The sequence below is a fragment of the Rahnella sp. RcJ3 genome (genome assembly GCF_009498575.1).
Classification (GTDB): Bacteria; Pseudomonadota; Gammaproteobacteria; order Enterobacterales; family Enterobacteriaceae; genus Rahnella; species Rahnella aceris.
Genome location: NZ_QSNX01000031.1, coordinates 11837 through 32700 on the forward strand (window position 1 = coordinate 11837; position 20864 = coordinate 32700).

At 50.9% G+C, this 20864-nt stretch carries 20 protein-coding genes; 8 read left to right on the forward strand and 12 right to left on the reverse strand.

The window, feature by feature from the left end; all coding sequences use genetic code 11:
- Nucleotides 1–12: 12 nt before the first annotated feature.
- From DXU84_RS23550 to DXU84_RS23560, 3 genes are read right to left on the reverse strand one after another with little or no spacing between them, the layout of a single operon-like run.
- The gene (locus tag DXU84_RS23550; RefSeq protein ID WP_041673250.1) at nucleotides 13–837 is read right to left on the reverse strand and encodes a carbohydrate ABC transporter permease; all 825 of its coding nucleotides are present in this window, start codon (nucleotides 835–837) and stop codon (nucleotides 13–15) included.
- A 53-nt stretch (nucleotides 838–890) separates the two neighbouring features.
- Nucleotides 891–1760 carry a carbohydrate ABC transporter permease gene (locus DXU84_RS23555; protein ID WP_013577489.1) on the reverse strand — a complete coding sequence of 290 codons (870 nt, stop codon included), beginning with the start codon at nucleotides 1758–1760 and terminating at the stop codon, nucleotides 891–893.
- A 3-nt stretch (nucleotides 1761–1763) separates the two neighbouring features.
- On the reverse strand, nucleotides 1764–3026 hold the full coding sequence (locus tag DXU84_RS23560; RefSeq protein ID WP_112197608.1) for an ABC transporter substrate-binding protein: 1263 nt from the start codon (nucleotides 3024–3026) through the stop codon (nucleotides 1764–1766).
- A 267-nt stretch (nucleotides 3027–3293) separates the two neighbouring features.
- On the opposite strand from DXU84_RS23560, the gene DXU84_RS23565 reads away from it, so the two are divergent.
- Genes DXU84_RS23565 through DXU84_RS23575 form a run of 3 tightly spaced genes read left to right on the forward strand, consistent with a single transcriptional unit; the run spans nucleotide 3294 to nucleotide 6856 of the window.
- Nucleotides 3294–4328, forward strand: a complete 1035-nt coding sequence (locus DXU84_RS23565) for a LacI family DNA-binding transcriptional regulator (RefSeq protein ID WP_166861415.1) — start codon at nucleotides 3294–3296, stop codon at nucleotides 4326–4328.
- A 54-nt stretch (nucleotides 4329–4382) separates the two neighbouring features.
- A complete protein-coding gene (locus DXU84_RS23570) occupies nucleotides 4383–5747 on the forward strand; it encodes a phosphomannomutase CpsG (RefSeq protein WP_153376737.1) in 1365 nt (454 codons plus the stop codon).
- 32 nt (nucleotides 5748–5779) lie between these two features.
- On the forward strand, nucleotides 5780–6856 hold the full coding sequence (locus DXU84_RS23575) for an ABC transporter ATP-binding protein (RefSeq protein ID WP_153376738.1): 1077 nt from the start codon (nucleotides 5780–5782) through the stop codon (nucleotides 6854–6856).
- Nucleotides 6857–6905: 49 nt separating this feature from the next.
- On the opposite strand, the gene glpT is transcribed toward DXU84_RS23575, so the two are convergent.
- The 5 genes from glpT to DXU84_RS23605 all read right to left on the reverse strand — a co-directional run bounded on the left by glpT (nucleotide 6906) and on the right by DXU84_RS23605 (nucleotide 11521).
- Nucleotides 6906–8258, reverse strand: a complete 1353-nt coding sequence (glpT, locus tag DXU84_RS23580) for a glycerol-3-phosphate transporter (protein WP_013577484.1) — start codon at nucleotides 8256–8258, stop codon at nucleotides 6906–6908.
- Between the two features lie 274 nt (nucleotides 8259–8532).
- Nucleotides 8533–9012 carry a type VI secretion system tube protein TssD gene (locus DXU84_RS23585; RefSeq protein WP_013577483.1) on the reverse strand — a complete coding sequence of 160 codons (480 nt, stop codon included), beginning with the start codon at nucleotides 9010–9012 and terminating at the stop codon, nucleotides 8533–8535.
- A gap of 284 nt (nucleotides 9013–9296) precedes the next feature.
- The gene (locus DXU84_RS23595) at nucleotides 9297–9932 is read right to left on the reverse strand and encodes a hypothetical protein (protein WP_228389049.1); all 636 of its coding nucleotides are present in this window, start codon (nucleotides 9930–9932) and stop codon (nucleotides 9297–9299) included.
- A gap of 225 nt (nucleotides 9933–10157) precedes the next feature.
- Nucleotides 10158–10724 carry a DcrB family lipoprotein gene (locus DXU84_RS23600; RefSeq protein WP_013577480.1) on the reverse strand — a complete coding sequence of 189 codons (567 nt, stop codon included), beginning with the start codon at nucleotides 10722–10724 and terminating at the stop codon, nucleotides 10158–10160.
- A 125-nt stretch (nucleotides 10725–10849) separates the two neighbouring features.
- Nucleotides 10850–11521: a 7-cyano-7-deazaguanine/7-aminomethyl-7-deazaguanine transporter gene (locus DXU84_RS23605; RefSeq protein ID WP_153376740.1), complete on the reverse strand. Its 672-nt coding sequence runs from the start codon at nucleotides 11519–11521 to the stop codon at nucleotides 10850–10852.
- A 238-nt stretch (nucleotides 11522–11759) separates the two neighbouring features.
- Between DXU84_RS23605 and tusA the strand changes: the two genes are divergently transcribed.
- A complete protein-coding gene (gene tusA, locus DXU84_RS23610; RefSeq protein WP_013577478.1) occupies nucleotides 11760–12020 on the forward strand; it encodes a sulfurtransferase TusA in 261 nt (86 codons plus the stop codon).
- Between the two features lie 18 nt (nucleotides 12021–12038).
- On the opposite strand, the gene DXU84_RS23615 is transcribed toward tusA, so the two are convergent.
- The 4 genes from DXU84_RS23615 to rsmD all read right to left on the reverse strand — a co-directional run bounded on the left by DXU84_RS23615 (nucleotide 12039) and on the right by rsmD (nucleotide 16233).
- Nucleotides 12039–14393 carry a zinc/cadmium/mercury/lead-transporting ATPase gene (locus DXU84_RS23615; protein ID WP_153376741.1) on the reverse strand — a complete coding sequence of 785 codons (2355 nt, stop codon included), beginning with the start codon at nucleotides 14391–14393 and terminating at the stop codon, nucleotides 12039–12041.
- A 112-nt stretch (nucleotides 14394–14505) separates the two neighbouring features.
- Nucleotides 14506–15132: a lysoplasmalogenase gene (locus tag DXU84_RS23620; protein WP_013577476.1), complete on the reverse strand. Its 627-nt coding sequence runs from the start codon at nucleotides 15130–15132 to the stop codon at nucleotides 14506–14508.
- A 209-nt stretch (nucleotides 15133–15341) separates the two neighbouring features.
- The gene (locus tag DXU84_RS23625; protein WP_013577475.1) at nucleotides 15342–15620 is read right to left on the reverse strand and encodes a DUF1145 family protein; all 279 of its coding nucleotides are present in this window, start codon (nucleotides 15618–15620) and stop codon (nucleotides 15342–15344) included.
- Nucleotide 15621: 1 nt separating this feature from the next.
- Nucleotides 15622–16233 (reverse strand): 16S rRNA (guanine(966)-N(2))-methyltransferase, encoded by a 612-nt coding sequence (gene rsmD / locus DXU84_RS23630; RefSeq protein WP_013577474.1) that lies wholly within the window; start codon nucleotides 16231–16233, stop codon nucleotides 15622–15624.
- Between the two features lie 226 nt (nucleotides 16234–16459).
- On the opposite strand from rsmD, the gene ftsY reads away from it, so the two are divergent.
- The 4 genes from ftsY (at nucleotide 16460) to rpoH (ending at nucleotide 20764) form a co-directional block, all read left to right on the forward strand.
- Nucleotides 16460–17941, forward strand: a complete 1482-nt coding sequence (gene ftsY / locus DXU84_RS23635; protein ID WP_153376742.1) for a signal recognition particle-docking protein FtsY — start codon at nucleotides 16460–16462, stop codon at nucleotides 17939–17941.
- Between the two features lie 5 nt (nucleotides 17942–17946).
- The gene (gene ftsE, locus DXU84_RS23640; protein ID WP_153376743.1) at nucleotides 17947–18609 is read left to right on the forward strand and encodes a cell division ATP-binding protein FtsE; all 663 of its coding nucleotides are present in this window, start codon (nucleotides 17947–17949) and stop codon (nucleotides 18607–18609) included.
- The gene (gene ftsX / locus DXU84_RS23645) at nucleotides 18609–19589 is read left to right on the forward strand and encodes a permease-like cell division protein FtsX (protein WP_153376744.1); all 981 of its coding nucleotides are present in this window, start codon (nucleotides 18609–18611) and stop codon (nucleotides 19587–19589) included. Before ftsE ends, ftsX begins: the two co-directional genes overlap by 1 nt.
- A gap of 317 nt (nucleotides 19590–19906) precedes the next feature.
- The gene (gene rpoH, locus DXU84_RS23650) at nucleotides 19907–20764 is read left to right on the forward strand and encodes an RNA polymerase sigma factor RpoH (RefSeq protein ID WP_013577470.1); all 858 of its coding nucleotides are present in this window, start codon (nucleotides 19907–19909) and stop codon (nucleotides 20762–20764) included.
- Nucleotides 20765–20864: the final 100 nt, after the last annotated feature.

Consider the following 20864-nt stretch of genomic DNA (forward strand, 5'->3'; position numbering starts at 1 on the left):
CATTCAGGCCTGTTATTTAAGTGAAAGCGACATCCCTTCCAGGAAATGCTTCCTGAAGAGGATAAACAAAACGACGATTGGTAAGGTTTGCACTACCGAACCCGCCAGTACCGGGCCGACATAAATGCCATAGGATTTACTGAACGTTGCCAGCAGCACTGAAAGCGGCATTTTGTTGGCATCCTGCATCACAATCAGCGGCCAGAGGAAATTGTCCCAGGCGCTGGTAAAAGTAAAAATCGCGACGATAGCCAGAATCGATTTGTTGAGGGGCAGCATGACATGGAGCAATATTTTGATAAGACCGGCATGATCTAACCTTGCGGCATGAATATAGTCATTTGGCGTGCCTTTAAAACTCTGCGAGATCATAAAAATCCCCCAGCCATTCATCACAAACGGTAAAATAAGGGCGCCATAGGAATTAATCATGCCGAGTTCACGCATCAGCACGAAATGCGGAATAATAAACATGAAAGCCGGAAAAACCATTTGCAGGATAAGCAGGTTTTTGAAAATATCCCGGCCTTTAAATTCCATTTTTGCCAGCGCATAACCAATTAAACAGGAACTCAGCGTGACGCATACCGTTATGGTTAATGTAATGAATATGGAGTTAAACAATGTGCGCAGAAAGGGTTTTTCCGCTTTACCGGTACCATCAAACAGGAAAATATAATTATCGAATGACAGCGGGCCGGAAAAAAGAGATGTCGTATAAATATCGGCTGTATTTTTAAACGAACCGATTAACATCCACAAATACGGATATAACCAGGTGATGGCCAGCGCAAACATCAGCAGGTGGATCGCCACGGAGCTGATTGTTTGTTTCAGTAAAAATTTTTGTACAGGAGCGACGGCTCCCGTCTCCGCAGATTGTGTCTTCATCATACGATCTCGATTTTCTTTTCCAGACACCGGCGCAATATCCAGATCAATGTGAAACTGAACAGCGCGACAATAATTGACATGGTAGCGGCCCAGCTTGGCTGCATCTGCCGGAAGGCGGCTTCATACATCACCACCATTGGCGTGGTGGTGCTTTTCAGCGGACCGCCTCCGGTGATGAGATAGGGTTCGGTGAAAATACTGAACGCTACTGTGATCGCGAGAACCAGCACCATGACTATCTGGGCATTCATCAGGGGCAATGTGATATGCCATATTTTTCCGAGGCCCGTGGTTTTATCGAGATCGGCGGCATCGTAAATATCTTTGGGAATAGTAATCAGCCCGGAATAAAAAATCAGGCCGTAATAGCCGACAAATTTCCAGGTGATAATAAGGGCAATCGATAACATGGCGAAATCCGGATGGGTGAACCACGGGACGTTAACGCCAAACATGTCCATCAGGAACGTATTTATCGGTCCTGTTTCACTGAACAGTTTGGAAAATACAATGGAATACGCCACGCCGGATGAAACATTGGCGAGCAGGAAGCTCAGGGCAACAAACGCTTTGCCATATTTTATTTTTCTTAATCCGAACGCGAATAATAATGAAGACACCAGGACAATGGGCAGATAGTAAGCCAGAAATTTAAATACGTTATACATCGCCGTCCAGAATAAAGGATTCTGCATGACGGCGATAATATTCTTCACGCCGTTAAAAGACGGTGTGCCAATAAATTTCCAGTCAGTAAAGCTCAGCACCGCCAGCCAGAGAAAAGGATAAAGCCAGAATACCAGCGAATATCCGAGGTAAGTGGAGGCCAGAAGGCCTCCGAGTGATGACTCTTTCATTTTTATCATCACTTACTGCTCCAGCGTTTTGTCGATCTCTTGTGAGGACGCCTGAATCACCTCGGGTATCGGGCTATTTTTAAACACCAAATTTTCAATCATTTGCGTCATCGTCCGCTGGACTTCAACGGTTTTAGTGACTGGTGCTGGCGGAACCGCTTTCGACACGTAGGAGGCGATCGCATTAACCAATGCGTGCTGTTGCAGATACTCTTCAAAAATCGGATTACTTTGCAGATCTTCCCGGGCAGGCGGCATGCCGGTGAGTTCCAGCCAGCGTCGGTCATGTTTAGGATCGCTGTATACCCATTGAATAAACTTCCAGGCGTCGGCCTGCACTTTTGATGTACTGAACATCACGATCCCTTTGCTGTCAGCCATGGTGGCAACGCCGGGTTCGCCGGTTTGTGTCGGCATCGGGCCGATACGGATGGTTTTTAACACTTCGGGAAATTGTTTCTGATAGCGGTCGATATCCCATGGACCACGTACCGCGCCCAGCACGGTTCCCGCTGCCAGCGGATCGTCTGCGGCGGTGAAGTCGTAGCTGGTCCATTTGTTCGCAAACATTTTGTTGAGGAAGGTGAGGGTCTGTTGTCCGGCTTCGTTATCAAAGCTGGATTTGTGATCCTGAATATACGGGCTGCCCTGAGAGGCGGCGTAATACAGCGGAATAAAGTCAAACCAGCGATCCCACCAGTTTTTGCCGCTGGTGATTTGCAGACTGTAACCTTTCTGGTTTTGCGTTATCCGTTCTGACAGCGTGTAAATCTCATCATAGGTGGTCGGCACATGATCAAAACCTTGCTCAGCCAGCAGATCGCTGCGCCACCAGTACACGACCGGGCTGATATAAATCGGGATAACATTTTGCTGCCCTTCGAACTGCCATGATGCCATGGCTTTCCCCATATGTCGGGTTTCAACCAGTTCCTGAAAACCGGGCATTTTGGCGTAGTCATTGAGTTGTTTAAGTTCGGATAACTGTTTCGCGAAGCCGATAAAAATATTGGTGGATATATCGGGCTCAGTGCCTGATGCCAGCGCGTTCATAATGGCTTCTTCAGAGCTCCCCGCAGCCGGTATTGGCGTGAATTCCACCTTCCTGTTGGCCGGATTACTGTTCCATTCTTTTACCACCTCGCCCCAATACACTTCCTGAGTAACATTAGGCGCTATCCACATTTTAATGCTGGTTTGATCTTTCTCCTCAGGCCCGCAGCCCGAAAGAAATAACGTGATACCTGCAAGTGCAGCCAGTTTCATTATTTTCATGCTGTATCCTATTTCCATTAGGTTGTTATTAATAATTCATAATTATATTTAATGGTTATTTATATTATATTTTTATGAGTGGGCTTCTATTTTAAACGCTAGCATGGACATACAATCAGTAAACGTTATTACGGTCACAGAAATGATTTTGTTTAACGTTAAACTTTATTTTATATATTCATTGCAATAGCCTATTTTCTGTGAGTATATATTGGCGAATTAAGGGTTTTTCAGACGGGGGATTTCATTTATTCAAAGTATTCAGGAGTGTGTAAACTGAGTAAGATAACCTTAAAGTCAATTGCCCGTGAATTAGGGGTGACGCATACGACGGTGTCGAATGCATTTAATAATCCGGGAAAGTTATCTGAATCCTTAAGAAAGCGAATAATTGATTATGCGCATTCCGTTAATTTCTACGGCCCTGATAATATCGGGCGCGCATTACGTACCGGCAGGTCGGATGCGATTGGCATTATCTTCAATGACACGCTGAGTTATGTTTTTACTGACAGCCATGACGTGCAGCTCATGCAGGGCATCGCGGGTGAATGTGACCGGAAAGGTGTCAGCATCATCCTGATCCCGTTGCATAACGGACAGGGCGCGCGGGCCAGTGTGATTAACACTGCGGTAGATGGCTATATCCTTAATGCGACACACAATAATGACCAGATTATCGCTAAGGCATTGTCAAAAAATCTGCCTGTGGTGACCACGGATTTTAAAATTCCCCCGCACAGCAGTGTCTCCATTGATAACTACCGGGCGATGAGGGAAATTTGCCTGCACCTGCTGGAAAAAGGACACCGTGAATTCGGCATTATTTCATTTCCTTCACTGCAGGGGCGTAAGGGTGTCGTGCCATTGAGTCAGGATATTTCAGGCGATAATGACGTTATGATCACCCGGGTGAAATCTTGTGTGGAGACTTTCCGCGAATGGAATATCGAACTCGATAATTGCTTTCTTTGTGAAACAAGCCATCACGAGATGTTTGGCGAAATAGCAGCGCAGGAATTACTTAAAATAAATCCGGGAATAACCGCGTTTATTTGCCTGTCTGACCGCTTTGCGCAAGGTGCGATTAATTATTGCCGGCAGGCCGGGTTACGTGTTCCGCAAAATATCGCGATTACCGGATTTGATAATATTCCCCGTCCAGAGAATGAAATCGGGCTCACTACCATTGCCCAGGATCCGGTCAGAAAAGGTGAGATAGCCGCGGCCTTGCTGCTGGAGGGGGAAAATAATATTCACTTCGACCTTGAGTTTACGTTAATTATACGTGGTTCTACCTGATTCCCGGTGGGGCCATAAAGACGCAAGTACTTATGTCTATTTTCAGGATGAAATATGGCCTTATTAACGTGTTTTAAAGCTTACGATATACGCGGTGTTTTGGGCAGCGAATTAAACGAGGATATTGCTTACCGTATCGGTTGTGCATTTGCGCATTTTTATCGCCCAAAACGGGTGGTGCTGGGCAGTGATATTCGCCTGACATCACCGGCTCTCAAGCAGGCCGTTGCGCGCGGACTGATGGATCAGGGCTGCGGCGTGATTGATATTGGTATGACCGGCAGCGAAGAGGTGTATTTTGCCACCCGTTCCCTGCAGGCTGATGGCGGAATTCAGATCACCGCCAGCCATAATCCGGACAATTATAACGGTATGAAGCTGGTAGGACGGGATGCAAGACCTGTCAGCAGCGAAAACGGTTTACACGATATTCAGGCACTGGCCGAAAATCATCTGTTTTCGGCGGTGGCGCAGCCCGGTTCGTATCAGCAGCTTTCAAACCGCCGCGCTTATCTGGATCATCTGCTTAGCTATTTAACGTTACCGTTCGGACGGCCGCTGCGGGTGGTGGTTAACGCAGGAAACGGTGCGGCTGGCCCGACGCTGGATGCGCTGGAACACGCCTTTCTGGCACGCGGTATTCCCCTTACGCTAATAAAAATTCACCATGAGCCGGACGGCACTTTCCCCCACGGTATTCCCAACCCGATGTTGCCGGAAAACCGACTGGCGACATGCGATGCGGTGCGTGAACATCAGGCGGATTTGGGCATTGCCTGGGACGGTGATTTTGACCGTTGCTTCATCTTTGATGAACAGGGTGAATACGTTGAGGCGTATTACATTGTGGGATTGCTGGCTGAACTGTTTTTGCAACGCTCGTCCGGCGAAAAAATCCTTCATGATCCGCGTCTGGTCTGGAATACCCGCGACATTATCAGCGCCAGACACGGTATCGCCATCGAAACCAAAACCGGCCATGCCTTCATCAAAGAAAGAATGCGCAGTGAAAACGCTATTTACGGCGGTGAAATGAGCGCCCATCACTACTTCCGCGATTTTGGTTACTGCGACAGCGGGATGATTCCTGCCTTACTGGTACTACAACATCTCAGCCAGTGCAGCCGGAAAATGTCCGGACTGATTGCTGCCCGTAAAGCCCTTTTCCCGGTATCCGGTGAAATCAATATCTCCGTCAGTCAGCCCGCTGAGGCCATCAGCCGTGTCCGCGACCATTACCAACATCAGGCGCTAAGTACCCGCCAGACTGACGGGCTGAGTATGGAATTCGATAACTGGCGGTTTAATTTACGCGCTTCCAATACTGAGCCGCTCCTGCGCCTCAACGTCGAAACCCGACAATCCACCGCGCTGTTAGCTGAAATCACCGGAAAACTGCTCGCCCTTGCCGGGGCGTAACCGCTCATCTTTTTGTTTTAAAGGACAACGTTATGTCAGGCTTAACACTCAAAAATATCAAAAAATACTATGACAAAACTGTCGTGATCCCCGATTTGTCTCTGGAGATCCACTCCGGTGAGTTTCTGGTACTGGTCGGTCCGTCAGGGTGCGGGAAATCAACGTTACTGCGCATGATTGCCGGGCTGGATGCGCTGAGCGACGGGACTATTCACATTGAAGAAACTGATGTGACGGATTTACCCGCCGGGAAGCGCGGTCTGTCGATGGTATTTCAGTCCTACGCGCTTTATCCGCACATGACCGTCAGACAGAATCTGGCATTTGGTCTGAAAAATATCCGCACGCCGCCGGAAGAAATTGCCCGACGCATAAGCGAAGCGGCCCTGATCCTGCGGCTGGACGACATGCTCGACCGGTTACCGCAAAATCTTTCCGGCGGACAGCGTCAGCGCGTCGCTATCGGGCGTTCCATTGTTCAGCAGCCGAAAGTTTTTTTGTTTGATGAACCGCTGTCGAACCTTGATGCCGCGCTGCGTGTGCAGATGCGTCAGGAAATCAGTCAGCTACATGCCCGTCTGAAAAACACCATGATTTACGTGACCCACGATCAGGTCGAGGCCATGACACTGGCGGACCGGATCGTGGTGCTTAACAAAGGTCACATTGAGCAAATTGGCACGCCGGTTGAGCTGTATAATTGCCCGGCCAGCCTGTTCGTCGCCGGTTTTATCGGTACGCCGAAAATCAATGTGATCCCGGCACAAGTCGTCGGCCGCCAGCTGAGTATTGACGGCCAGCCGATGTACCCGCTGGAGGATAAATTCCCGGCGGCGCAGGATGGACAAATGGTGTCGCTGGCCATCCGCCCTGAGCTGTTGCGCCTGAATGAAGTGACGGATCATGCATTTGAAGTTTTGGTTGATTTCACTGAATTGCAGGGTGATTCCACGCTGGTATATGCGCGCGTTGGTGAGCACATCCTGAAAATGAAATCGTCGAAACAGCTCTCCTTTGCTAAAAACACACCGCTCAGGTTCGGGTTTAATGCTGCCAGTGTTTTACTGTTTGATGAAGCAGGCAGGCGCATCATTCCCGACGCCGCGTAAAAACAAAAAAGGCACCTTCCAGTGCCTTTACGACGAAGATAAATCAAAGTCAGATGTTTTTAGCCAGCTGCGCTTTGTGTTTGTTTTCACTCAGCATGGTCAGTAACAGCAACAGAACAGCCAGCACACAACCGGCGATCATCACGATAAAGCCACCGTCCCAGCCAAAATAATCCACGGTATAACCGACAATGGCGCTGGCCGCGACCGAGCCGCCCAGATAACCAAACAGTCCGGTAAAGCCTGCGGCGGTACCGGCTGCTTTCTTCGGTGCCAGTTCCAGCGCATGTAACCCAATCAGCATCACCGGCCCGTAAATCAGGAAACCGATGGTGATCATACAGGCCATATCAATACCCGGATTGCCGACCGGATTCAGCCAGTAAACGACGGTAGCGATAGTCACCAGCACCATGAAGAACACGCCGGTGGCACCACGATTGCCTTTGAAAACTTTGTCCGACATCCAGCCACACAGCAGCGTGCCGGGAATGCCAGCGTATTCATAAAGGAAATACGCCCACGAGGATTTATCCAGCGCGAAATGCTTCACTTCTTTCAGATACGTTGGTGACCAGTCGAGAATGCCGTAACGCAGCAGATAGACAAAGACGTTAGCCAGTGCGATATACCACAGCAATTTGTTCGGCAAAATGTACTGCATGAAAATCTGTTTCGCCGTCAGTTCCTGCTCGGCGGACTCTTTCACATAGTCCGGCGGATAATCGTTTTTGTATTCTTCAATGGGCGGCAGACCACAGGATTGCGGTGTATCGCGCATGGTCATGAAGGCAAACACCGCCAGCAGAATTGCGCCGAAGGCAGGCATATACAGCGCTGCATGCCAGTCGTTAAACCACGCCATACCGAGCAGGAACAGCAGCGGAGGAATACCGCCGCCGACGTTATGCGCACAGTTCCACACCGACACCACGCCGCCGCGTTCTTTCTGCGACCACCAGTGCACCATCGTACGTCCGCACGGCGGCCAGCCCATGCCCTGGAACCAGCCGCACAGGAACAGCAACACAAACATGATGGCAATGCTTGAGGTTGCCCACGGCACGAAGCCCATAAACAACATCACGGCCGCCGCCAGAATCAAACCAGCGGGCAGAAATACGCGCGGATTCGAACGGTCAGACACCGAACCCATGATGAATTTTGAGATGCCATAAGCAATGGAAATCCCGGACAGTGCGAACCCTAAGTCTCCACGGGAGAAGCCCTGATCAATCAGATAAGGCATGGCCAGCGCGAAGTTTTTGCGCACCAGATAGTAGGCCGCATAACCGAAGAAAATCCCCATGAAGATTTGCCAGCGGAGACGGCGGTACAGCGGATCGACGTGAGCCTCATCAACAGGAGCTTTGTGGGGCGCGGGTTTAAAGATACTGAGCATAAATGCCTCCGATGGCATAAATCAGGGCGGACTCATCATGAGCCACGGACGAAATGGCGGAGCCAATGTGTTCCAAAACGAACATCATTTTAGCCATTTGCGCACAAACGAACTGTGATTTATGACTGAAATGTTACATTTTTATTACAGAGGGAGGCGATTTTGTGAGCGAGGGTGACAATAAGAAACAAAAAAAGCGGAGACTAAGCTCCGCCTGGCAGGTTCGTGACATATCAAAAGACTCATTCTAAATCGCCAGACATTCTTTTCGGCACTAAGCTGTCATGCGCTCATTCCACGTATCCTTGTATATAATATTCCCTTCTACATTTTTCCAAGTTATGGCTTGATAACGTAATTCGATATTTTCTATATGTGTACTTGTCATTCCATTTGGAAGCAAATAGGGGGAAATAGATGTGATTTTGACGTTTTCTAAAATAATATTGAAATATTCACTTTCAATCCCCGCATCCAATATGTGATACATTTTTATTATTGCGGATTGCAGTGTGCGGCCTTCACATAATGCCCGGAAAAGAAGCGGTGTGGTTTGGTCAAACTCTTTTTGCATAATAATCGGTGAATGAATTCTTGTTCCTGTTAATTTTCCCATGTGCTGATCAACAGGAATGTTAACATTGTGTGATAATGATTTTAACTCAATGGAACCGAGCCTGGCGGGTATAAGACATCCCCCAACAATAGGCGAGCCATTTTCATCAGTTAACCAAATGTGAGCTGGGTTTGACATATTTTATATCCTTATATAATCCGAGTGCATGAAATTTACCGTGAGAATAAAAAAACAAAAACTAGCATCAGCAGGAAAAACGCCGCAATTGACTGTATCGCGATATCAGGAAAAAAACTCACCATAAATACACCGAAGATCACAGTTATAATTAATGGAATGTAAGTCCAGAAAAAATAAGACAGTTGATGTTTAAACCATCGCTTTAAAAAATTAATCATGATGTTCACCTTACCATATCAATTATTGTTTTGGCGACTTCATCATCTGATGTAAGATTCGTGCTAAAGGAGTGAGCTTTCATAAAAAAGAGGCTCAACTAAAAAATACATCATTTCTAATTTTCGCATATATAACGCGTAGTAATATGCAGGACTCAGAACCTGCAAACGTTCCGCACTCTCTGCAGCTTCCTGTACGTATCCGTAAAAGCCTATTCCGGTAGCGGCAAGTGCGGACACCTTCCCAATTTTCTGGCTGAAGCTGGTATGAATATTGAATCCAAGGCAAATGGACGTTGTTATGCCTAATGCAAATGATTGTGTCGTCAGAGAACTCGTTGATATATTTACGCTTGCTTTCATTAAGGTGCGCTGGATATAGTGTAGTTGGCTTTGGTTTCTATTTTTAATAAGTGATTCGACATAAATCTGTATCATGTCAGATATGATCCTTCTGTCTTTAATTAACTGCTGTAAAGACTCAAGGAATCGAACATCTTCTCGTTTCAGCTTTGCGCAAACATCTTGATAATTCTCCGTAAAACATGAAGTGTAATACACTAGCCTTGTTGCGCCATCCTGAATTCTGTGAGGTTGATCGAGAATCTGCTCCTTAACTCCGGTAACCGCGGCATCCAACTTTTTTGCAAGTATTTCATCATTCGCCAACTTATTAATAATAAAATCACTATGGTACATAACTTATTCCTTAAGTTAATTATTCCATTTTATGATATGTGCTGGTTAAAATATATAGTAATACTATCAGTTACTCTCTGTTATATACCACTGTACTTCATTGTAAATAATATAACGATATATTTTCACCTTATAAATGAGGCGGATTGGTAAGGTCGAGTCATGGCATAATACAAAAAAAAAGCGGAGCCTGAGCTCCGCATGATATTTTCACACGGTCTGAAATTATTGAATTTTCAGTGTGCTGATAATGGCTTCCGCATCGGTCTGCGCCTGCTGCTGATTATCAGCAGGCAGAGTAATTTGCAGGGTCAGCAGATGGCTGTCGACCTTGCCCAAAACGATAGACGAATAGGCTTTCTGACCAGCAGAAGTGATCACGCTGTCGTACTGCTGCAATGTCTGGCCGTTGACCTGAATAGATTTATTGGTGACGACTTGCAGATTGGTATCGCGCGCTTTTTGCTGATCCTGTAAACGACCCGCCAGAACGTCCAGTGATTCCGGGGTGTTATCACCCAAAATGACAATCACCGCTTTCTGCCCGGTGCTGTCTGCATACACGTGCATATTATTTGCCTGTGTGCCCAGTTTACCGCTCTGGTCGCTCATTCCCTGCGGCAGGGAGAAGGTGACTTTGCCGTCCAGCAGGCTGACCGGCGTGGTGGCTGCCGTGGCTGCGGCCGCTGGTGCGCCTTTATCTGCGGCAGGTGCATCGGTCGACTTACCGTCACACGCAGCCAGACCGGCGATCAGTACTGCCATTCCCATCATTTTCGCGATATTACGCATCGGGCTTCCTTAAGTGGCCTGTTCACCAGGCTTACATGTTGACTTAACAGCCTTTATGGCAACCTATTCAGGCCACAAATGCAAGTCAGATTATGGCGCGATTTGTGTCTTCCCGGCGACCCGGTTTAGTGCGCACTGATAGCGGAATGCGGGTTGTTTCCTTGTGCTGATAAACGCTTAAGCAGCATATTCAGCAGCATGCCGTACATCGGCAGGAAGAACACCAGGCAGATCAGCACCTTGAAGGTGTAATCCACCATCGCTATTTCTACCCAGTGCTGTGCCATAAAGGCATCGCTGCTTTTGTAGAAAGCGATAAAGAAGAAGGACAGGGTGTCGCTGATATTGCCGAGGAACATCGAGGCGACCGGTGCGATCCACCAGCGGCGGTTCTGGCGCAGGCGGTTAAACACATGAACGTCAAGAATTTGCCCCAGCACATACGCCATAAAACTGGCGGTGGCGATACGCGCGACCATGATATTCAGGCTGCTGAGCGCTTCCACGCCTTGCCATTGCGCTTCAAAGAATAACGCCGAGATGATATAGGAAATGGCCAGTGCAGGCACCATCACGGAAAGTATAATCCGTCGTGCCAGCGGCGCGCCAAATATACGGACGGTCAGATCGGTAGCCAGAAAAATAAACGGGAAAGTGAACGCGCCCCAGGTGGTATGGAAACCAAAAATGGAAACGGGTAACTGAACCAGATAGTTACTGGAGGTGATGATGGCGATGTGGAATAGCGAAAGCCATATCAGCGCGGAAAACCGCTGCTGAGCAGTAAAAGAGTACATATATGTGACCTTTTTTTATGAATAAATTGGGGTGAGGGAACCCAAGAAAATTTTTACTTTCGCACCCGTAATGGCGTGCGGCGCGCATAGTACCTGTTTGCGCACCGTTTGCGCAACAGATCTACCGGTTAATTTTAGCGCAATGAGCCGTGTTTGTTGCGCCAGAAAACCAGCGGGTTAAACTATCCGCCTTTGCCAAACAACCGCCCATTCACGTATGTAGATGTTGAGACACGAAATGACCGACCCCTTTATCAATCCTGACCATCAGCTTGATGCGTTGGGTCTGCGTTGCCCGGAGCCAGTGATGATGGTTCGTAAAGCGGTACGCACCATGCAAGACGGCGAAACGTTATTGATCATCGCTGATGATCCGGCGACGACCCGCGATATCCCCGGTTTCTGCCGTTTTATGGAACATACGCTGCTGGCGTCGGATACCGAAAGCGTGCCGTACCGCTATTTGCTGTGCAAAGGGTTGGCAGAAAAACAGGGCTGATGGCTCAGCCCGTGTTGTTTATTTCGATTTATTGCGCAACAGCCTTAACGCATTGGCGGTCACCAGCGCCGTTGCGCCGGAATCCGCCAGCACCGCCAGCCATAATCCGGTCAATCCCATCAGCGTGGTGACCAGGAAAATCGCTTTCAGCCCCAGCGCAATCGTGATGTTCTGACGGATATTCGCCCGTGTAGCACGCGAAAGGCTGATCATCTGCGCCAGCCCTCTCAGGCGGTTATGCGTCAGTGCCGCATCCGCCGTTTCCAGCGCGACGTCCGTTCCGCTTCCCATCGCAATACCGATAGTCGCGGCTTTCATGGCGGGCGCATCGTTAATGCCGTCACCGACCATGGCTACCGGTTTCAGTGCATTCAGCGCGGTGACCGCTGAGACTTTATCCGCAGGCAGTAAGCCCGCACGGAAATCAATGCCGAGCCGGTCAGCGATGGTTTTCGCCGCCCGCGGATTGTCGCCGGTCAGCATGACCGCCGACACGCCGAGCGCTTTGAGTTTCTGCAATGCCTCGGCCGCGTCATCCCGCAGACGATCCTGCATGGCAATCAGCCCGATCGCGTTTTCTTCCTGCAACACCACCACCACGGTTTTTCCGCTGGATTCCCAGTCAGTAATTTGCGCAAGGGTTTCAGTTGTCAGGCTGTTTTCAGCCACACTTTTCGGTGCCAGCACCTGAATTTTGCGGCCTGAAACGAGGCCTTCCACGCCGGAACCGGCCAGCGCGCGGCGATCCTGCGCCGTGAGCGGTAGCGGATTACTGGTTTTTGCACGGGCCAAAATCGCCTGCGCCAGCGGGTGATGCGAACCTTCTTCCACCGCTGATGCCAGACTTAATACTTCGCCTTCGCTGGCGCCGTTCAGCAGTAAAACGTCGGTAACTTCAGGTTTGCCTTCGGTCAGCGTACCGGTTTTATCCAGGGCAACGGTTTGAATCAGCGCCAGCTGTTCCAGCGCTGCACCGCCTTTGATCAATGCACCCTGACGCGTGGCCGCTGCCAGCCCGGACGTAATCGCTGCTGGCGTCGAAATCACCAGCGCACACGGACAGCCAATCAGCAGCAGCGTCAGCCCGCGGTAAATCCAGGTTTCCCACGATAGCCCCATCGCCAGTGGCGGCACGATAATCACCAGCAACGACATCAGCATAATGACCGGCGTGTAATAGCGGCTGAAAGTATCGAGGAAACGCTCGATCGGCGCACGGCGTTCATCGGCTTCTTCAATCAGTTGCAGGATGCGGTCAATGGCGCTGTTGCCCGGCGCGGAAGCCACTTCGAGGCGTGCCAGCCGGTCAACGCACAGGCTGCCTGCGGGCACTTTTTCACCGGCCAGATGATCCACCGGAACTGATTCGCCGGTCAGCGCGCTTTCGTCGAAACTGGCGGCGCTTTGTAAAACAGCGTCGGCAGGCAGGCGTGCACCTGCTGCGATTTCAATGATATCGCCGGGACGCAAGCTGCTGACCGGCACGGTTTCAGATTTGCCATTCACAATGCGGACAGCGGTATCCGGGATCAGCGCCATCAGCGCTTTTACGCCGCTGCGTGCCCGGCTGGAGGCAAAAGCCTCAAGGCGTTCGCCCACCATAAACAGCAACAGAACCATGGCGGCTTCGGCTGTCGCACCGATAAAGAGTGCGCCGATCGCGGCGATACTCATCAGCGTTTCGATGGCGAATGGCGAACCGGCGCGGGTCTGGCGAATCGCCTGACGCAGTACCGGCCAGAGCCCGACCAGTGTCGTGGCGATAAACGCGATGTTACCCATCTGCGGGTTGAAATGATCGAGCACCCAGCTCAGTAGCATCAGAACCGAAAGAGCGATCAGCGGCAGCGCTTCCTGCAAACGGGAAGGTTCGGCGGTGGGTTTTTCCTGCGGTTTGTCGAGCGATTGCAGGGTAAAACCTGCGGCGGTAACGGCATTTTGCACGTGTTGGGTGATATCAAAACCTGCATCAATCACCAGCTTTTCAGTAGCGAACAGCACTTTAGCGTGGCTGATACCATCAATACCTGAAACGGCTTTTTCAATTTTTCGGGCACAGGCAGGGCAGTCCATACCTTGTACTTTCCAGCTGTATTGCTGACTGCCGGAAAGCGGTGAGGCGGGTTCGTCTTCGCCCGGCGAACCTTCGGCGTTGCCATCGTCCGATGTATGTGAGTGCTCACCTGTTTTTGGCGCACAGCAGCTGTCAGTGGTGGAGCAGGCGGAAACCGCCAGCGGGGGTTTTTCGCTACAGCAGCCAGCCGGATGTGTGCCGGGCTGCGCAATAGCGCCAATTTTGTTGATACGCAGTGCAGGCGCATGTTTGCCCTGACATCCGCAGCGACAGGTGTTGTTTTTTTGCAGTGGGATCATAAAGCCTCCGGTTCGAAACCGAGTGGAATTACCCCCAGTGTAAACGTTGGAGTCGGCTCTAAGGTCAACAAGTATTTTATCAGCGGAACCAGAACGGTTCCGCTGTGGGATATTACAGGTATAACGACCGGACTATCAGGAAGTGCCCGCCGAAATAACAGGCGGCAACCAGCGCGTCGGCGGCGCGGAAGGTGAAGCGGTATCGGCTGAGCAGCCAGAAAATATTCCCCAGCAGTAACAGCGCTGCGCCGCAGAACAGCGAAAACGCCATGTCGGTACTGCGGGCAAAATACTGTTCGCCAGCCAGCCAGACCATCAGCAGGGTCATGGCGATGTAAGTGGTCACTGGCCATCGCAGCTCCGCCAGCCGTGTCCAGATCACTGCGAGAAGTATCGCCCCGATGATCAGTAACGTCAGCGGCAGCGGCCAGAAGAAGGTGATGGTCATTTGGCTGGCGAAACTCAGCGTATACAGCAGATGCGACAGGAAGAAGGCACCGATGGCGTACATGAAGCGTTCTTCAGGCAGCAGTAACAGGCTGTCTGCCACCAGTGTCGCCGCCAGACCCAGTAAGATCAGATAGCTGTAAACGTTGAGTGTCGGCGCCTGCCAGGCCAGCAACAGCAGTAATAGTAAGGTGACGGGTTTAAAGACCCAGCGCTGCCAGCGCGGGCCACGATAGCTGGCGTCAACGAACAACCAGCCAGAGAAAAATACAGCGAGGAATGGCCAACTCATTGTTTATCCTTTTATATTTCAGAACAGAACATAAAACCGATGTCAGGGTCTGCTTGCGGGAAAACACATCCTGTTTTCCTGAACTTGCTTTCAGTGTAGGAGAGAGAGCATGGCGGCGACAATCAGAAATCCCCGTAACGGCGGGTCTGATGAATGTTGGTTTAGGATAGGGGGAATTTACGGCGCAGGGCGCGCCGTAAAAGCGGGGATTACTTTTTGGCTGGCAACGGAGGCTGTTTTTTCTGCCACGCCATCAGTTCGAAGACGCCGAACAGGAAGATGCGGGTTTGCAGCCACGGCCCGATGGTGTCCTTTTCCTTGCCCTGCGTGGCTTTAAGCAGCATCACCTGCAGGCCATGCATAAAGAACATGAAGACAATTGCCACGTCTAAAAAGTATTTGATCGGCTTCGGGAACGGGTGGATCAGGTTAAACGCGAGAAAAGCCCAAATACATAACATCAACAACCGACCAATATTGATCAACATCTTACTGCTCCTGTTCTGGTGAGCCGGTTTCAGGCGTCACATCGCGATGATAAAGACGATAAGCAACTTGTCCGGCGACTTTCTCACGGTGTAAGCGCCAGCGGGCAGGCACATCCAGCGTGTCATGTTCGGCTTCTGTTTCGACATAAATCCAGGCTTCATCGGCCAGCCACTGGTTTTGCTCCAGCAGGTTCAGGGTGTCTTGCAGAATGCCTTTGCGGAAAGGCGGATCGAGGAAAACCACATCAAAGGCGCTTCCGGCTTTTGCCAGCCAGTTCAGGGCATTGACGTTAAATACTTTCGCATCACTGGCGTTTAGCAGCGCCAGGTTTTTCTCTAACTGTTGCGCAACCGGGCGCTCAAACTCCAGCAATGTCGCGCTGGCCGCATAACGTGACAAGGCTTCCAGACCGAGTGCGCCGCTGCCTGCAAAACAGTCCAGACAATGTGCGCCCTGTAAAACTGGCGCAAGCCAGTTAAACAGCGTTTCGCGCACGCGATCGGTAGTCGGGCGCAGCCCCGGGCTGTGAGGGACCGGAAGTTTGCGTCCGCGCCATTGTCCGCCAATAATTCGGATCTGGCCTGCGGCGGGCGTGTTGGGTTTCTTTGCCATAGTTCGCTTGTGTCATCCAAAGCCGTCGGGCTTCGTTGCCTATCGTTTGGAGGGCTATTCTACCGGTGTGCGGGCAATGGGCAAATGTTTAACATTGTCGATTGAAAAACCAGCGGAATTCAATACGCGGGCGTGTTGCCCGCAGGGGAAAGTGATAGACTGCCTGACCATAACCCTATTAATAATCCGTTCGCCAGTCATTAACGGCGAGGAGTGAAGTTGTAAAATGGCAAAAGATAAAAAACGCGGTTTCTTCTCCTGGTTCGGTCGTGGCCGTCAGGAAGAAGAGCAGCAGAAGGAAGAAACACGCGAAGAACAGCCGGTTGTCGAAGAACAACTGACGGAAGAACCGGCAGTCCCGGTAGCTCGCGAGGCTGTTGCAGAACCTGAAGTTGAAGCAGAACCTGAAACTGAACCGGCCGCACACGTTCAACCTGAGCCTGAAATTGAACCCGAGCCATTTGTTGAGCCGGAACCGGAAATTGTACCCGAACCGCTGACAGAGCCTGAGCCGGAAGACAAACCTGAACCGGTTCGCGAGCAGGCCGCCGCTGAACTGGCAGAAGAAATTGTTCACATCACTGAGCAGGTTGCCGCGCAGCCTGCCGTTGTTGAAGATATCGCTGAAGACGAATTTGTTGAATCGGCAGAAGAAATTGCCGAAGATCTGCGTCAGGACGCCATTGATTCGATTGATGATTCTGTCGCTGTGGAAGAACCCTTACCTGTGGCGCTGGATCCGATTGTGGTGCTGCCCGCCGGTGAAACCGAGCAGGAACGCCCGACCAAAGAAGGGTTCTTCGCCCGTCTGAAACGCAGCCTGGTCAAAACCAAGCAGAATCTCGGCTCCGGTTTCGTTGGTCTGTTCCGTGGTAAGAAAATCGACGACGATCTGTTTGAGGAGCTGGAAGAACAGCTGCTGATCGCCGACGTTGGCGTCGAAACCACCCGAAAAATCATTACTTCACTGACTGAACATGCCTCGCGTAAGCAACTGAAAGACGCAGATGCGCTGTACGGCAAGCTGAAGGAAGAAATGTCCGAAATACTGGCGAAAGTTGACGAGCCACTGGATGTCAGCGGGAAAACCCCGTATGTCATTCTGATGGTTGGCGTAAACGGTGTCGGTAAAACCACCACCATCGGTAAAATGGCGCGCCAGTTTGAAGCACAGGGTAAATCTGTGATGCTGGCAGCAGGCGACACCTTCCGTGCCGCAGCCGTTGAACAGTTGCAAGTCTGGGGTCAACGTAACAAGATCCCGGTGATTGCGCAGCACACCGGTGCCGATTCCGCGTCGGTTATCTTCGATGCCATTCAGGCGGCGAAAGCCCGCAATATCGACGTGCTGATTGCTGATACCGCCGGGCGTTTGCAAAACAAAGCGCACCTGATGGAAGAGCTGAAGAAAATCGTCCGTGTGATGAAAAAGCTCGACGAAGACGCACCGCATGAAGTGATGCTGACGCTCGACGCCAGTACCGGCCAGAACGCAGTGAGTCAGGCCAAATTATTCAACGAAGCCGTCGGGCTGACCGGGATAACGCTGACTAAACTGGATGGCACCGCCAAAGGCGGCGTGATCTTTGCCATCGCTGATCAGTTCAGCATTCCGATCCGTTACATTGGCGTCGGTGAAGGTATCGAAGATTTAAGGCCTTTTAAGGCAGACGATTTTATTGAGGCACTTTTTGCCCGAGAGGATTAATACGGATGATTCGCTTTGAACAGGTCAGTAAAGCTTATCTGGGCGGACGACAGGCGCTTCAGGGCGTCAATTTTCATATCCAGCAAGCAGAAATGGCATTTCTGACCGGACACTCTGGCGCGGGTAAAAGTACCCTGCTGAAGCTGATTTGCGGCATAGAGCGTCCGAGTGCAGGACACATTTTGTTTGGCGGTCATGATATCAGCCGCCTGAAATCCAGCGAAGTGCCGTTCCTGCGTCGTCAGATCGGCATGATCTTTCAGGATCACCACCTGCTGATGGATCGTACCGTGTATGACAACGTGGCGATGCCGCTGATCATTTCCGGTGCAAGCAGTGAAGATATCCGCCGCCGCGTGTCGGCTGCGCTGGATAAAGTCGGATTACTGGATAAAGCGAAGAACTTGCCAATCCAGCTTTCCGGCGGTGAACAACAGCGTGTGGGCATTGCCCGTGCGGTGGTGAACAAGCCCGCGGTGCTGCTGGCAGATGAACCGACCGGTAACCTCGATGGCGAATTGTCGGAAGGCATTTTGCGTCTGTTCGAAGAATTTAACCGCGTCGGCGTTACCGTGCTGATGGCGACGCATGATTTGGGTCTGATTGCCCGTCGTAATTACCGCACGCTGACGCTGAGTCAGGGGCGTATGTCGGGAGGGGTGTACTAATGGCGAACAGTCCGAATCCGGCTAAAACTGCAAAAAGCGCCCGTGTCGCGAAAAGTAAAGCGTTGCAGGGTGGCTGGCGCGAACAGTGGCGCTATGCCTGGATGAACGCGCTGGCTGACATGCTGCGTCAGCCGCTGGCGACGCTGCTGACGGTGATGGTGATCGCCATTTCCCTGACGCTGCCGAGCGTGTGTTATCTGGTGTGGAAAAACGTCAGTACGGCGGCAGAGCAGTGGTATCCGACGCCACAACTGACCGTTTATCTCGATAAAGCGCTGGATGATGACGCCGCAGAAAACGTGGTCAAAACCCTGAAAACCGAAGCGGGCGTGGATAAAGTTAATTATCTTTCCCGTGAAGAGGCGATGGGTGAATTCCGCAACTGGTCAGGCTTTGGCGGCGCAATGGATATGCTGGAGCAAAACCCGTTGCCAGCGGTGGCGATCATCACGCCTAAAATGAATTTCCAGGACTCTGCGACACTCAGCACCTTGCGCGACCGCGTGGCGGCTGTGCATGGCGTGGATGAAGTGCGGATGGACGACAGTTGGTTTGCCCGTCTTGCGGCGCTGACCGGTCTGGTCGGGCAGATTGCGGCGATGATCGGCATTCTGATGGTGATCGCCGTCTTCCTCGTTATTGGTAACAGTGTGCGACTGAGCATCTTCAGCCGCCGCGATACCATTAACGTGATGAAGCTGATTGGCGCGACCGATGGCTTTATTTTGCGGCCGTTCCTCAACGGTGGCGCGATGCTCGGTTTCACCGGTGCATTGTTATCACTCATCCTCTCGGAAGTGCTGGTGTTGCGGCTTGAGAGCGTGGTGACGCAGGTTGCGCAGGTCTTCGGCACCACCTTTGACCTGCATGGTCTGGGCTGGGACGAAAGCCTGTTACTGCTGATCGTTTCCGCGATGATTGGCTGGATTGCCGCCTGGCTGGCGACGGTTCAACATTTACGGCGATTTACACCACAGTAGTGATAATTTGCTATAATGTCCCCCTGCGGCTCAGTAATTGTGTCTCAGGGGGAAGCTGTTTCAGGTCAGCCCGCCACATCATTTTCCTGCTTTCCCCGTAATGGCACAAATTCACTATCCAATAGTCAGTCTGTCACTTACAGTCTTCAGACTGTTGAATCTTTCCGTGAACTTTATGTAAAATTCGTGGTCGTAGAGCAGCGAATATGAAGGGCTCGGCGTTGCTTTGTTGTCGCCTTTAAGGCCAGCAATGTCGCGGTATCATCCCGCAGCAACGTGGTATAAAACCTGCATTACGTCATACATGAGAGGCTTTAATGACCAAAGAAATGCGCACTTTAGCATTAGTACCCCAAGGTAGCCTGGAAGCCTATGTTCGGGCGGCCAATGCCTATCCTATGCTCACCGCAGAGGAAGAACGGGCGCTGGCTGAACGGCTGCATTACAACGGTGATCTGGAAGCAGCGAAAGAGCTGATCCTGTCTCACCTGCGCTTTGTTGCTCACATTGCCCGCAACTATTCAGGCTACGGTTTGCCTCAGGCAGACCTTATCCAGGAAGGGAATATCGGCCTGATGAAAGCGGTTCGCCGTTTTAATCCAGAAGTCGGTGTCCGTCTGGTATCCTTTGCTGTGCATTGGATCAAAGCGGAAATTCACGAATATGTGCTGCGTAACTGGCGCATCGTGAAAGTCGCTACCACCAAAGCGCAGCGTAAGCTGTTCTTCAACCTGCGTAAGAACAAACAGCGTCTGGGCTGGTTCAGCCACGACGAAGTCGAGCACGTCGCCCGCGAACTGGGTGTGACGAGCAAAGATGTGCTGGAAATGGAATCACGCATGGCCGCACAGGACATGACGTTTGATCCGACGCCGGATGATGAACCACGCGACGGCGCAGCGATGGCACCGATGCTGTATCTGCAAGACAAGAGTTCTGATTTTGCAGAAACTATCGAAGAAGATAACTGGGATCAGGACGCCACCGACAAACTTTCCTCTGCAATGGAAGGTCTGGACGAACGCAGTCAGGATATCATCCGTGCCCGCTGGTTAGACGACGAAAACAAATCGACCCTGCAGGAGCTTGCCGATAAATACGGTGTGTCTGCAGAACGTGTTCGTCAGCTGGAAAAGAACGCGATGAAAAAACTGCGTATGGCGATCGAAGCCTGATCCCCGCAACGCAAAACGAAAAAGCGACCTTCGGGTTAATGCCGGTCACTTAAGGTGACCGGCATTGTTTTTTAAGGGATATTTCGACCTTTTTTCTCTC

Coding starts and splice junctions, on each gene's coding strand:
- tusA (WP_013577478.1), top strand. CDS start 11,760: ATGACCGACCCCTTTATCAATCCTGACCATCAGCTTGATGCGTTGGGT.
- DXU84_RS23625 (WP_013577475.1), bottom strand. CDS start 15,620: ATGTTGATCAATATTGGTCGGTTGTTGATGTTATGTATTTGGGCTTTT.
- DXU84_RS23560 (WP_112197608.1), bottom strand. CDS start 3,026: ATGAAAATAATGAAACTGGCTGCACTTGCAGGTATCACGTTATTTCTT.
- DXU84_RS23595 (WP_228389049.1), bottom strand. CDS start 9,932: ATGTACCATAGTGATTTTATTATTAATAAGTTGGCGAATGATGAAATA.
- ftsE (WP_153376743.1), top strand. CDS start 17,947: ATGATTCGCTTTGAACAGGTCAGTAAAGCTTATCTGGGCGGACGACAG.
- glpT (WP_013577484.1), bottom strand. CDS start 8,258: ATGCTCAGTATCTTTAAACCCGCGCCCCACAAAGCTCCTGTTGATGAG.
- DXU84_RS23585 (WP_013577483.1), bottom strand. CDS start 9,012: ATGTCAAACCCAGCTCACATTTGGTTAACTGATGAAAATGGCTCGCCT.
- DXU84_RS23575 (WP_153376738.1), top strand. CDS start 5,780: ATGTCAGGCTTAACACTCAAAAATATCAAAAAATACTATGACAAAACT.
- DXU84_RS23600 (WP_013577480.1), bottom strand. CDS start 10,724: ATGCGTAATATCGCGAAAATGATGGGAATGGCAGTACTGATCGCCGGT.
- DXU84_RS23605 (WP_153376740.1), bottom strand. CDS start 11,521: ATGTACTCTTTTACTGCTCAGCAGCGGTTTTCCGCGCTGATATGGCTT.
- DXU84_RS23570 (WP_153376737.1), top strand. CDS start 4,383: ATGGCCTTATTAACGTGTTTTAAAGCTTACGATATACGCGGTGTTTTG.
- DXU84_RS23615 (WP_153376741.1), bottom strand. CDS start 14,393: ATGATCCCACTGCAAAAAAACAACACCTGTCGCTGCGGATGTCAGGGC.
- ftsY (WP_153376742.1), top strand. CDS start 16,460: ATGGCAAAAGATAAAAAACGCGGTTTCTTCTCCTGGTTCGGTCGTGGC.
- rpoH (WP_013577470.1), top strand. CDS start 19,907: ATGACCAAAGAAATGCGCACTTTAGCATTAGTACCCCAAGGTAGCCTG.
- DXU84_RS23620 (WP_013577476.1), bottom strand. CDS start 15,132: ATGAGTTGGCCATTCCTCGCTGTATTTTTCTCTGGCTGGTTGTTCGTT.
- rsmD (WP_013577474.1), bottom strand. CDS start 16,233: ATGGCAAAGAAACCCAACACGCCCGCCGCAGGCCAGATCCGAATTATT.
- ftsX (WP_153376744.1), top strand. CDS start 18,609: ATGGCGAACAGTCCGAATCCGGCTAAAACTGCAAAAAGCGCCCGTGTC.
- DXU84_RS23555 (WP_013577489.1), bottom strand. CDS start 1,760: ATGATAAAAATGAAAGAGTCATCACTCGGAGGCCTTCTGGCCTCCACT.